At 65.2% G+C, this 13,040-nt stretch carries 6 protein-coding genes; 1 reads left to right on the plus strand and 5 read right to left on the minus strand.

The annotated features are described in order from the left end of the window. Window positions 1-650: 650 nt before the first annotated feature. Window positions 651-1,304 (minus strand): response regulator, encoded by a 654-nt coding sequence (locus BSIN_RS10230; RefSeq protein ID WP_069235809.1) that lies wholly within the window; start codon window positions 1,302-1,304, stop codon window positions 651-653. Window positions 1,305-2,127: 823 nt separating this feature from the next. Between BSIN_RS10230 and BSIN_RS10235 the strand changes: the two genes are divergently transcribed. After that, window positions 2,128-4,377: a PAS domain-containing hybrid sensor histidine kinase/response regulator family protein gene (locus BSIN_RS10235; protein ID WP_256583734.1), complete on the plus strand. Its 2,250-nt coding sequence runs from the start codon at window positions 2,128-2,130 to the stop codon at window positions 4,375-4,377. Window positions 4,378-4,406: 29 nt separating this feature from the next. On the opposite strand, the gene BSIN_RS10240 is transcribed toward BSIN_RS10235, so the two are convergent. The 4 genes from BSIN_RS10240 to BSIN_RS10255 form a co-directional block, all read right to left on the minus strand. Continuing rightward, window positions 4,407-5,402, minus strand: a complete 996-nt coding sequence (locus tag BSIN_RS10240) for an acyltransferase domain-containing protein (RefSeq protein WP_089340400.1) — start codon at window positions 5,400-5,402, stop codon at window positions 4,407-4,409. Window positions 5,403-5,494: 92 nt separating this feature from the next. Continuing rightward, window positions 5,495-7,192, minus strand: coding sequence for a pyridoxal-dependent aspartate 1-decarboxylase PanP (panP, locus tag BSIN_RS10245; protein ID WP_089340401.1), 1,698 nt, complete (start codon window positions 7,190-7,192; stop codon window positions 5,495-5,497). Further along, window positions 7,189-8,025 carry an ACP S-malonyltransferase gene (gene fabD / locus BSIN_RS10250; protein WP_159935932.1) on the minus strand — a complete coding sequence of 279 codons (837 nt, stop codon included), beginning with the start codon at window positions 8,023-8,025 and terminating at the stop codon, window positions 7,189-7,191. The genes panP and fabD overlap by 4 nt, the downstream gene beginning before the upstream one ends. Window positions 8,026-8,060: 35 nt before the next feature. Beyond that, on the minus strand, window positions 8,061-13,022 hold the full coding sequence (locus BSIN_RS10255) for an SDR family NAD(P)-dependent oxidoreductase (protein WP_089340403.1): 4,962 nt from the start codon (window positions 13,020-13,022) through the stop codon (window positions 8,061-8,063). Window positions 13,023-13,040 lie beyond the last annotated feature (18 nt).

Consider the following 13,040-nt stretch of genomic DNA (forward strand, 5'->3'; position numbering starts at 1 on the left):
TAGGTCCTTTATATTGATTTGAAATACATGCTCTTCGTCATGACGATGCCGTTGACCGGGAACGATTTTTCCCACGGCTGCTTTATATGAGTCTGCGCCACGTCAATGTGGTGCGCATATTACGTTGCCACGTTCATCCCGCCATAGCATATCGGTCCAAACGATTCCCGCATCAATTCACCTTTTGCTCGCCTGCGCGCATCTATTACTCTGCTCAACGCATGGTAGATCAATGCACGTCTGAACAGCGCAGCGTAACTTCAGAGCACCGCTATTCGGAGTGGCCGTTTCGATTTTTCGAGAAAGGATTTCCATCGATTTCGAGTGTGAACGCTGCGAGCGAGCCCAGCGGTTTGTCGCCGGTTCGATCGCCGAGGAACGCGCTGATCTCAAGTTGGCTGGCGATATCGGACAAACGCAAGGACAGGTGCGGCTCATGCCACCTTGCTGACCATACCGTCACTTGCCATTCAACTCATCCATTTCTTTGATGAGTAACGCTGCACCGAAAATGTGGGCCACTATCGATAACACCGTGAACTGGCAAATCGAGAAAATTTAAGAGCATCACGATATGCACGAATATACGTGCATTTGTGTCAGAACAGCATGAGAATTTTCTCATTTTTGCGCATGACGGCATTCCGCTTTCAATCCGAATCATCGATATCGTCGTATTGGTTCATATACTTGAACAACGCACCGTCAGTCGATACCCCGAGCTTATCCATTCCCGATCGTTTGTGGCGGCTGACCGTTTTGATACTGCGCTTCAAGCGATCCGCCACTTCTGAAGCCGACAGGCCGGCCGCGAACAGTTTCAAGACTTGTGTCTCACGCGGCGACAATGGAACCGTCTGCATGGCAACCGGACGCTCGCAGGTCATCACACCACGAATGACCGAGGACAAATAGCGTCTTCCGGCCGCTGCCGCCTGGACTGCAACAGGCAATTCGCTCGGCAAGTCCGCCTTGCTCACGAGCGCGGAAACGCCCGACTGCCAGATCGTGCGATGTACGGCAGCGTTATTGACCATCGTCAGCACCACGACGGGAAGGGCGGGAAACGCTTGACGAACGTAGCTCAGCAGACGGATTCCTCCGCCATGCAATTTACCCGTCATCAAATAATCGGTAATAAGCAGATCGCATGGCGACGCCTTCAGGACATCGATCAGCTTGTCGGTATTTTCCGCTTGGCCACTCACGCGGCCGAGCCCACTTTTGTTCATCAATGCCTCGACGCCCAAGGTAAACAACGGATGGTCGTCAGCCACGATAATGTTTAGCGGGTTCCTCTGCATACTGCTGCCTCGTGCTTGCTTGAATTATCTATCCCTCTTTTCAATCATCCTAAGTTTGTACGAGGGAAGAGATCACGAGTAGGATACCTGCTCGTGTCAATGGCTGAAAGGATTTTCGATGATTTACCCCGCTTGTTGGCGTATGCGGATTTACGCAATGACAAGCTCGCTATTGCTATTGCTTCATCAGGCAGCGCTCGCGACCACCAGCATGCCCGACACGTCTGATCCAGTCACTCAGCCAGACCTCTCGCACCTCGCCCTTTCCTTCCCCTCTCTGTTTCACTATCACATCGGCGATGCATGGGGCAGCGATTTTTCGTCACGGATAGTCTGGATCGTGACGGTGTCATTGGCCTGTACATTGCTCGTCCTGTACGTAATATTGCGCCCGCGTCGCTATCGCCGCTGCGCTTGCTGCCGCGCATCGCCGCGGCGAGACTTTGACGCACTCGAGCACATCCCGCTGCCTGTCATAGTCGTCAACCATGAACGCCGCATCGTCATGGCAAACGCACCATTCGCGCAACTCGCCGGAAAAGCGCGTAACGTGCTGCTGCGTCGCCGGATCGACGATATCGGCGGTATCGATGGCGAACTCGGGAGCGCGATTGCCGCGCGGCTCCACACGCGAGGCGGCAAGCATGCAGTCGAATGCGGCGAGATACGCTATATTGGGCACACATGTCGCCCCTGCTCTGTGCTTTATCGTTTTTCGCCGCTCCCCACGTCAAATCCTGCACAAGCGGATGTCATCGCAACGTTTATCGACATCACGCCGATCCGCAATGATGAACTGGCCGCACGTTACAACGCACAACATTTGGACGGCATCACGGCGAACCTGCCGGGGATTGTCTACAAGCTGCGGCGTCACGCGAGCGGCATGCTGAGTTTTCGCTATATCAACGGCGATACGTTGCCGCTTTTCGGACTCTCGCCACGTGAAATGATGGCCGACGAGCGGCGCGTGTTCGCGACCGTGCATCCCGACGATCGCGCGACGCTGCAGAACGCGATCGACGACGCAGCAAAGCGTCGCAGCGGCTACAGCTGCGAATTTCGCGTGCGCTCGCCGAGTGGCGAGCGCTGGATACAAAGCCGTGGCGCCTATAATCCCGCGTCACCCGAGGGCACGCTCGATTGGGACGGCTATTGGATCGATTCGACGGACAGCCATCAGCAAGCCGACGCGCTGCGCGCCGCGCGCATCGAGGCCGAGCGCCTTTCCGCGGCGCAGGGGCGCTTTCTGGCGACGATGAGCCACGAGCTTCGCACGCCGATGAGCGGCATCTTCAGCATGCTCGAACTATTGGGTTCGACCAACATGACGCCATCGCAGCACAGCATGGTCGACACCCTGCGCGGCGCTTCGCAGGCGATGCTGCATATCCTCGATCAGGTGCTGGATTATTCCCGTATCGACGCTGATCAACTGATTCTCGAAAAAAAACCATTCGATCTACGCGAACTCGTCGAGCACAGCTGTCAAGTGGTTGCGGCCGATGTCGCCGCCAAGGCGCTACAGCTTCGGCTCGAGATCGATCCGCGCGTGGCGGCGCGGCTGATCGGAGATGCATTGCGCATCCGGCAGATTCTGTCGAATCTGCTGCACAACGCCATCAAATTCACCGAACGTGGAACGATCGACGTGCGCGTCGCCGTCATCGACGATTCGCTCGACAGGCAAATCGTCAGCGTGGAGGTTGCCGATACGGGCATCGGCATTGACAGCGACGATCTCGACAGCGTGCTCGAGCCGTTCGTTCAGGCCAACGCGTCGACATCGCGTCGATTCGGCGGCTCCGGCCTCGGCCTGCCGATCTGCCGGCAGCTGGCGCGCCGGATGGGCGGCGGATTGCATCTCGCGAGCCAGCCCGGAGCCGGCACGACTGTCCGCGCGCGGATCACGTTGCCCGTGTCGGAGCGCGCCCGGGCGCAGGTGCCGGGGTGCGCGAAGCGTCGAGCGCGAGTCACGTTGCGCGATGGCGCGCTCGCGCAACACGTGCGTGCCGAATTGACGGCAATGGGAATGACCGTCGCCTTCGACGACGATACGGGCAGCGTCGATCTTCACGTCACCGACGAACCCGCAGCGCGTGCGGAAGCCGCGCGAAGCCCCGGCGGCACGGCGATCGTCGCGGTCACCGAGCGCCTTCTGATCGGCGGCGTATGCGTCGACGCGGATCTGCCCACGATAGGCTCGCGGCCGTTCTATCCCAGCTCGATCCGGACCGTCTGCACGAACTTGTTCGACACACGGACCGCCGCGGCCGATCTGCGCACGAGCGTTGCCGCGCGCACGTCGCCGCCCCGCTGTGCGCCGATCCTCGTCGCAGACGATCAGGCGCTCTACCGGATCGTTTGGCAGCGGCAACTCGAAGAGCTTGGCTACCCGTATCGAGTCGTGCCGTCCGGCAACGAAGCGCTCGAAACATTATGCAATGCAGAACACTCGATGCTCATCACCGATCTATGGATGCCGGACATGAATGGCTTCACGCTCGCGCGCCGCTGGCGCGCGAGCGAAGCAGCCGACCGGGCGGCAGGTCCCGTGCGGCGATTGCCGATCATCGGCATCAGCGCGAACATCATCCATGGAGATCGCAACGTTCGATGCGGATTGAGCGCCGGCCTGGACCTGGTTCTTGTCAAGCCGCTGCCGCTCGCGCAGCTTCAGGCCATTCTGATTCGCTACTTGCATGCCCGGCCGGCGCAAGAACCGGCGGACTCGGAATCGCGCGCCGCGCTCGACATGCTGCTGGCGGTGTACGGCACCGATCGAACCGTGCGGGCGATGTTCGATGCCGCGCTCGATGCGTATCGGTCGCAGCGCGTCACGCTCGCGAAGACCGACTGCGCGTCGGTCGCATTCGCGGCCTGTCTGCACGACATCGTCGCGACGGCTCACGTGTTTCGGGATCAACGGCTAAGCGATGCGTGCGCCGAGATGAATCGGGCACGCTCGACGAACGGCGAGACCGCCTTCGCACGCGATACGCTGCGCGCCGCGCTCGACGCGTTCGCGAGACGCGTCGACACGATGCGCACGATGTTCGATGCGCGCCACTAGCGGGAACGGCCTCTAACCGGCGACGCCGCTCATGCGGCGGTGGGCGGCATGTATTTGCCCACGAGCCAATGTGCCGGATCGAGCGACTCATGACGCGAGAACGGCGTCGCCACCGCGACGCTCGACGAGCGGCTGTACGGGCCGAGCAGATGCTTGCAGTATGTCGCCAGCGTACCGGACAGACTGACGTCGACATACCAGTAATCGCCTTGCTGTTCGAGTCGCTCGATCGCGCGCTTGAACTGGATCGGCCGCCGCAGCACGGCGTCCAGGTGCGCCGCGTCCGGACGGTCGACGAAATCGGCTTTTTCGCACGACAACAGCGCAACGATCGGCCGGCTCGCGCCGATGTCCGCAAACTGCCTACGCAGGCTCTCACGCGCCGGGTCGATCGCCGCGGAATGGAATCCGTATTCGACCGGCAATCGGGCCGTTGGAACGCCGCGCGCACTCAGATGGGTTTCGATCACGTCCATGCCCGCCGCCGTGCCCGCGACCACGAAATGCTGGTCGAACGAAATCGACGCAAGTTCGGCGTTCCCGCTTAACACCGCGTCGCGATCGAACAGACCGGGCGACGCCAGCACCGCGAGCATGCCGCCCGGCCTGCAGGTGCGCGCCATCGTCCGCGCGCTGTCCGCGAGCATCGCAATGCACGTGCGCGGGCTCAGCGAGCCGGCAACGCAGGCGGCGACCAGCTCGCCCAGGCTCGCGCCCAGCACGCAATCCGGATAGACACCATGCGCAAGCAGCGACTGAGTCAACGCATATTCGAAGCAGAACACCGCTTGATTCGAATAGCGCGTATCGTCGAACGGCATCGCCGGATTCTTGCCCGGATCGAATACGTAGTCGACCAGCGATGCGCCGATCTCCGCCTCGACGATCCGGTTCAGCCATTCGAGACTGCCGCGGAACGCGTCGTCGCGCTCGAACAGCGTTTTCCCCATTCGGAAATATTGGCTGCCCTGCCCTGGGTACATGAACACGATCCTTCGACCGTCGAACATCTTGCTTGCTGTCATATGCCTCCATCATTGCCTATCGTCGACTTGCCATCGCCATCGCCGCGTCGCCTATGCCGCACGGACAGCCGACGCGCCGGACTGCCGCCGCGCTATGCTCGGCCGGCGTTGCGCGCATCACCGGCACCGGCATCGACGAGCGCGAGCAGGCGGCGCAGATGCGGGCTCGCTTGCGCGAGTGCGCGCTGTTCGACGAGCACGTCGTCCAGCAATGCCCGGGTCGTCTTCGGATTCGCGAGCACCACGCGAAACACGTCGATCTGCCGCTGCGGCCACCGTTGCGACGCGAGCCTCGTGCGCGACACGAACGAGCGCCCGGCGTCGCGCTGCGCATGCTGGATGTCGACGGTCAGCGCATCGAGCGCGTCGTGAATCGGCTGCCGCAGCGACGCCGGCCCGTCGACGAGCGCGCGGCGAACGGCTGCCGGCACGTAGCGATAGGTGAGAATGTTGAGCTGCGGCGCGCTGACAAGCTCGAAATCCGCTTGCTGTTCGATCAACGACGCGAAGTATCGCGCATTGTCGATGCCGAGATCGATCAGGCACGCGTATCCGCTTCGTCCAAGCAGATGCAGGTTCGCATACAGCATCACCGACGCCGCGCCGCGCGACCCTTCGAGCGTGTGCCGCCCAAGATCTTTCGAGCCCTTGCGCACGATGTAATTGGCGTGCTGACTGATCTCGGCCGTCCAGGTCGGCGCCCGGAACAGCGCCATGCCCGCGCCCATCGGCACGTAGAGTTGCTTGTGCGCGTCGATGACGACCGAATCGGCCCGCTCGATGCCCGCGAACCGATGACGATGCCGGCCGGAGATCAGGGTCGCGCCGCCCCACGCCGCATCGACGTGGAAATGACAATCCGCGTCGCGCGCGACGTCGGCCAGCGCATCGAGCGGATCGATCGCGCCCGTCTCCGTCGTGCCCGCGATGCCGACGATCGCCATCGGACGGACGTTGTGCCGCCGCAGGTCTTGAACGGCGTCGCTCAGCGCGTCGACACGCATCCGGTGCTCGGCGTCCACCGGCACCGCGATCAGATGATCCTGGCCGATGCCGAGCACGTCCGCCGCCTTGCGCAGAGAGTAATGCCCGCGCTCCGATACGAGAATGGCAAGACCTTCGTAGCCGTAATGACGCAGCGCCTGCGCAATGCCGACGCGCTTGACGCCCGCGAAACCTTCGCGAGCGCGCAGCAGATTGTTGCGGCTCGCCCACAGCGCGGCGAGATTCGCGACCGTTCCGCCAGAGCAGAACACGCCGAGCGCGTGATCGCCGCTGTGCAGCCAGCGGCGGTAAAACGCGTCCTCGCCGCTGAACACGAGTTTGTGCAGCATGCCGATCACCTGACGTTCGAGCGCGGTCATCGCGGCGGACGTCTCCGTTTTCACGACGTTCTGGTTCAGCGCGGCCAGCACCTTCGCGAGCGACGGCACGAACGACGGCAGCGCCGACGTCATATGCCCGACGAACGACGGCGACGCGACGGGCATGACGCGCGAGAATACGTCGTCGATCAAGTGCGCCGCGTGCGCGCCGGCTTCCACCGGCTTGTCCGGCAGCTCGACCTTCGAGAAGATCGCTTCGGGGTCGACGTGCGCGCGCTGCCCGCCGAACCTGCCGCTCGCGAAGAACGCGGCAGGATGCTCGGCGATCGCCTGCTCGAGCCACGCGAAATCGCCATGATCCGGGCCGAACCATTCGAGCACGGCGTCGGACTCGTGCGTGCCGTCCGGTTCGTCGGGCGCGCCGCGGTTCGCATCGGCGTCGGGAGAAAACCGAACGGCCTTCATGCGATTTTCCCGTTCAGTTTCGTCAGCACGTCGCCGGGGCCGACCTCGATGAAATGCGTGACGCCGAGCGCGCGCATCCGCAGTACCGAATCGCGCCACATCACCGAGCCGCACAATTGCGCGGACAGCCTTTCGATCAGATCGTCGTCGCGATACAGCGCGCCGTCGAGATTCGACACGACGGGCACGCGCAGCGGGCGAAATTCGATACCGCTCAGGAACGCGCGAAACGCATCCTTGAGCGGCGCCATATGACGCGAATGAAACGCGGCGCTCACCCTGAGCGGCACATAGCGAACGTCGCGTTCGTCGAACGCCGCGAACGCGGCAGCCAATTCCGTTCGCGCGCCGGCAATCACGATCTGCGAATCGGCGTTGTAGTTCGCGATGTCGATACCGTCGACGCCCGCGTCTTGCAGGCAGCCCTTCAACGTGTCGAGCGCACAATCCAACACGGCGGCCATGCCGCCCGCCGGCGCGTCGCTCATCAGCTCCGCGCGCTTTTTGACGATCGCGAGCCCGACGTCGAAGCGGAACGCGCCCGCCGCGAGCAATGCGCTGTATTCGCCGAGACTGTGTCCGGCGACGCACGACGGTGGCGACGGATCGTCCTGCAGCGCCTTCAGGTAGCTCAGCGTGTTCACCGTGAAGAGCGCGGGCTGGGTATATCTCGTGTCGTTCAATTGGCGCTGTGCATCGTCCAGGCATAGCGATTTGATCGAATAGCCCAATATGTCGTCCGCTGTCCGCGTGTAATGGTCGAACTCGTCGAACAGCTCGCCGCCCATGCCTTTGCTCTGCGAGCCCTGGCCGGGAAAAATGTACGCTTTCATGTCAATCGTCCTCTTCGTAACGTGTCGCGACGCGCTCATGCGTGCGCGGTTTCATGCACGCCTTCGGCGGGCGCGGCGCCCGGCTCGAGCGCACGCTGCGCACCGGTCCCGGCGGCGCTCGAATAGATGCGCCGGCACGCGTCGATTACCTGATCGAGCGACGGTTGCGCCGACAGCATCAGCATGTGGCAACGCGCATCGACGTCGATCACGCTGAGCGTCGGCAGCGCGCGCCGCCAGCCGCGCAGATAGTCGGCCTCGCCGAGCCGGCTCGATTCGCCGCGCACGAACAGATAGGGCTTCAGCGGCCCGAAATAATCACCGCCGCGATTGCGCAGGTAGTACGCCGCGAGCGCATCCGGCCGCGGCAGCGGCAGCAGGTCGAAGCCGGCGGGATCGTATGCCGCCTGCACGGCGGCGTTGTGCCGGATACGCTGCGCAAGCTGCGCAGCGGATGCGTCGACGCCGCGCGCGACGGCCGCTTCGACGACCGTATCGAGAAAGGCGTCGTCGTCGATGTCGGCGGCGATGTCGTCCTGATGAATCATCGCGTGGAGCGCCTGCTCGACGTCGTCGCGCCGCATCGCGCCGATCGCCATGTTCGCCGCTTGCAAATACAGCGTCTTCGTCGATACGGACGACTCTTTCATCGCATCGCCGTCGAGGCTGTCGATCATCACGAGCGAATCGACGGCCTCGCCGAGTTCCTGAAGTTGGCGCGCGACTTCGTATGCAAGCGCTCCGCCGAGCGAGTAACCGCCGAGCGAATACGGCCCGTCGGGCTGCTGCGCGACGATCAGGTGACAGTAGTACGCCGCCATCGCCTGAAGACCGTGCAGCGGCGCGCGTTCGCTCATGTAGCCGCGCGCCTGGATGCCGAAGAACGGCCGTTCGACGTGTTGCGCGAGCGTCTGGTACACCTCGACGCCGCCGATGCCCGCATGAATCCAGAAGACCGGCCGGCCGGCCATCCCTGAGTTGAGCGCGACAAGTTCCGGATAGCGCCGGCCTCCGCCCTCGCGTGCGCGCCGCGCGGCCGACGCGGGCCGGCCCGCGTATGCGCGGGCGATCTCGCGCATCGACGTGCAGCGGCGCAGATCCTCGAACGCGATTTCGCCGAACCGTTCGGCCAGCGCCTGATGCAGCAGCGTGAACGATATCGAGCGCAGCCCGTAGTCGCTCAATGCGCGGTCGGCGTCCCAGTCATGCGTCGGCAGCCCGGTGATCTCGGCCAGCAGCGTGCGCAGTGCGTCGACCGTGCATGCCGAGCCGGGCGCGGCAGCGTCGGAAATCCACGGGCGCACCGCCGCCGTCGTCGCCGTGATGGCGGGTGTCTCGGGCGGCTCGACCCAGCATCGCACGCGATCGAACGGATAGAGCGGCAGGCCGACGGGCGGCTCCGACACGGTTCCATCGAGATCGCGCCAGTCGACGTCGCCGCCGCCCGCCCAGTGCGCGGCGAGTGCCGTCAACCGGTCGAGCCGGTCGGCCGGCTGCGGCGCGGCTGCCAGCCATTGCCCGGGCGCGGTGTCGCCGTGGCCCTCGAAGCGCGCCCCGGGCACGCAGGCGGACGCGCCCGCGCAGTATGCGTCCAGCTCGGCAAGCAACGCACGCTTGTCGGGCACGACGAACGCGACGCGATGCGTCAGCGCATCGCGCTCGTGTCGCAGCGCGCGCGCATAGCGCGCAAACGTCAAATCGCGCGGCTCGCGCAGCCAGTCGCGATGCAGGCGAGCCAGCGCGGCCAACGCGCGCGCGCTCTGCGCGGACAGCACGACAAGCTGCGCTGCGCCATCGGCATCGGCATCGGCGTCGGCCGGCTTTGTCGCGACGGCGCACGCCTCGACGATCGCATGCGCATACGTGCCGCCCGCGCCGAACGAATCGATCGCCGCGCGCCGCGGCAACGGCGGCGCGCAGCCGGCGTCGGCATCTGCGTCGGCGTTGATGTCTGCATCGGCTACCGGTTCGGGCCAGTCACACAACGTGTGGACGAGCGAGAACGGCGCCCCGCGCCAGTCGATCTCGGGATTCGGCGTGCCGATTGGCGGCGTCGGCAGCCATTTCCGATGCCGGAGTTGCAGCAGCACCTTCGTCAATTGCGACATGCCCGACGCCGCCTCGGCATGCCCGATGTTCGATTTCACGGTGCCGATCGCGCGCGGCACGCCCGGCTGCGCAAAAACCTTGCCCAGCGCGCGCATCTCGATCGCGTCGCCAAGCGCCGAGCCGGTCGCGGCCGCTTCGACGTAGCCGATGCTCGTCGCGCAGACACCGGCCTTGTCGAGATTCTCCTCGATGAGCGCGACTTGGGATTTCAAATTCGGCGTCGCGTAAGGGCTCATCCCGCCGCTGTGAACCACGTGGGTCGAGCGCAGCACGGCAAGCACGTCGTCGCCATCGCGCAGCGCGTCGCGCAACGGCCGCAGCAGCACTGCGCCGACGCCCTCGGCGGGCAAATAGCCGTCGCCGCCGCCGAAGCTGCGCCGCTCGGGCGCGCTGGCGAGCATGCCCGACACGCCGAGCCCGACGTATTTCTTCGGATGCAGCGACAGATTCACGCCGCCGACGATCGCGCCCCGGCACTCGCCGCGCAACAAGCTTTCGCGCGCATAGTGAAGCGCGACGAGCGCCGACGAGCACATCGTGTCGAGCGCGACGCTTGGCCCGCGCAGATCGAACACGTGCGACACGCGATTCGCGATCGATCCATACGACGCGATCGACGTCAGCGATTCGCTGACGGGGTTGCTGTCGAACGCCGCATATTGCTGGTACATCGCGCCGACGAACACGCCGATGCGCCAATCGTAGCGCTCGGCGACACGGCGGCGCGTCAGGCCGCCGCTGTCGAACAGATGCTGGACGATTTGGAGGAACAGCCGTTCGTTCGGATCGATGACGCCCGCCTCGCGAGGCGTCATGCCGAAGTAGCCCGGGTCGAACGATGCGACGTCGCTCAGAAAGCCGCCCCACTTGCAACGGCTCTTGCCCGTTTCGGGGGCGGCCGCGTAGTAGTCGTCCGCGTTCCACCGGTCGGCCGGAACCTCGGTGATGCCGTCGTAGCCGCGGGCGAGCTGCGTCCAGAACGCGTCGACCGAGTCCGCGCCCGGATAGCGGCCCGCGACGGCGACGATCGCGATCAGATCGCCGTCGCCGGCCGCGCGTCGTAATGGAGCAGACGGCGCCTGAGACGGCTCGTGCGACCGCGCATCGAAGGCAAGCTTCGGCGGCGTGACTGCGGGCGTTGCCTGCACGGTCGGCACCGGCATTGACGCTGGCACCGGCGCTGGAATCGGAATCGGCACCGGCGCGGCGTCGGCGTGCGCCGGCTCGCGGTCCCCCGAAGCGCGACGCGTGCCGCTGTCGCTGCCCCGCTGACTGCCGCTGCGCGCGTCCGAATCTGCGGCGGACCAGCGTGCGGCGACGCGATCGCCGTGCTGTTCGACGAAATAATCCGCCAGTTCGTCGAGCGTCTGATATTCGAAGAAAATGGTTTTCGGCAACGAACCGAAATCCGTCTCCAGTTCGGCGATCACCTTCATCATCATCACCGAATCGATGCCATAGCGGCCGAGCGGCGTGTCGGCACGGACCCGGTGCTCGGCCAGGCCGAGCTGGGCGGCGACGAGCCGGGTCAGATGCGTGCGGATTGCCGCCTGCGGCGCATCGCCGGGCCGCGCCGCAAGCGGCAACGACGGCGTGCGGACCGCTGGCGGCGCAGACGCGGCGGCGGGCACGGCGCGCGCGTCGGCCACCTGATCCGCATTAACCGCGCGCTCCGCGGCGGCAGGCGCGCGCGCGGCCGCGCGCAGCCGGGCTGCGTCGCCCGCGACGACCATCAGCTGCTCGGCGTCGAGCGCGAGCGCGCGATAGAACGCCTGCAAGCCGTCCGGCGTCGACAGCGGACGCATCCCGCCGTCGCGCCACATGCGCTCGATCCGCGCATCGTCCATCCGCATGCCGCCGTCACGCCAGTACGGCCAGTTGACCGACACTGTGCGGCCGTGCGCGAGGCCGTCGCGCACGGCTTGGGCCCGCAGCCGCGCGTAGCCGTCCATGAAGCCGTTGCCGGCGGCGTAGTCGGTTTGGCCGGCGTTGCCGAGCACGCTCGACACCGACGAAAACAGCGCGAAAAACGACAGCGGCACGCGGCGGGTTGCGTCGTCGAGGTTCACCGCGCCGCGCGCCTTCGGCGCGAGCACGGTGCGAAACTCGTCAGCCGGCTTGCGCACCAGCAGATTGTCGCGAATCACGCCCGCGCAATGCATGACGCCGTCCAGCCGGCCACACGCGGCAAGCGTCCAGCCGATCAGCCGCTCGACCTGCGCGCGCTCGGCGACGTCGGCGCGCACGTAGCTGACCGGCAGGCCCTCGCGCGCCCAGTGCTCGATCAGCTCGCGGCCATCCTCGTCGAGACTCGAACGCCCGGCGACGACGACCCGGTTGCCCAGCCCAGCCGCGCCGATCGCATCGACGAGCACCCGCCCGAGCCCGCCAAAGCCGCCCGCGATCAGATACGCGTGCCCGGCACGCCAAGGCGGGGGCGCATCCGTCGCCGGCTGCTCTTCCCAGCCGAGTGCATAACGGGCGTCGCCGCGATACAGCAACGTGACGTGCGGATCGCGCGCCGTCGCGTTCGCAGCGAGTTTCGAGGCGAGCGACGCAAGCGTCTCGAGCGGATTGACCGTGATGGCCTGCCCGCGAAATGCCGGATACTCGGCCCGGATCGACAGCAACTGCGCGGCCGCGCCCGCGCGCAACGCGTGCTGCCGCTCGTCGAGCACGACCTGCACGACGGGCGGCGCGCCATCTTCCGACAGCGCGCGGCGCACGCCGTCGTGCAATGCGAGTGCGAGGCGCTCGAGCGTGTCCGGCGCGTCGTGGCTGCCGCCGCTGAAGTCATGGCACGACGCGCCGGGAAATTGCGCGCTCAGCGCGTCGAACGGCTGCCCGGCCAGATGGCAGAAGTACAGATGATGCGTTTTCGGCTGCATGCTTGATTCCTCTGCAAT

The organism is Burkholderia singularis (genome assembly GCF_900176645.1).
In the GTDB taxonomy this organism is placed as follows: Bacteria; Pseudomonadota; Gammaproteobacteria; order Burkholderiales; family Burkholderiaceae; genus Burkholderia; species Burkholderia singularis.

Bases quoted from the DNA above. Each gene is read 5' to 3' on its own strand.
- BSIN_RS10230 (WP_069235809.1), bottom strand. From the start codon at position 1,304: ATGCAGAGGAACCCGCTAAACATTATCGTGGCTGACGACCATCCGTTG.
- BSIN_RS10240 (WP_089340400.1), bottom strand. From the start codon at position 5,402: ATGACAGCAAGCAAGATGTTCGACGGTCGAAGGATCGTGTTCATGTAC.
- panP (WP_089340401.1), bottom strand. From the start codon at position 7,192: ATGAAGGCCGTTCGGTTTTCTCCCGACGCCGATGCGAACCGCGGCGCG.
- fabD (WP_159935932.1), bottom strand. From the start codon at position 8,025: ATGAAAGCGTACATTTTTCCCGGCCAGGGCTCGCAGAGCAAAGGCATG.
- BSIN_RS10255 (WP_089340403.1), bottom strand. From the start codon at position 13,022: ATGCAGCCGAAAACGCATCATCTGTACTTCTGCCATCTGGCCGGGCAG.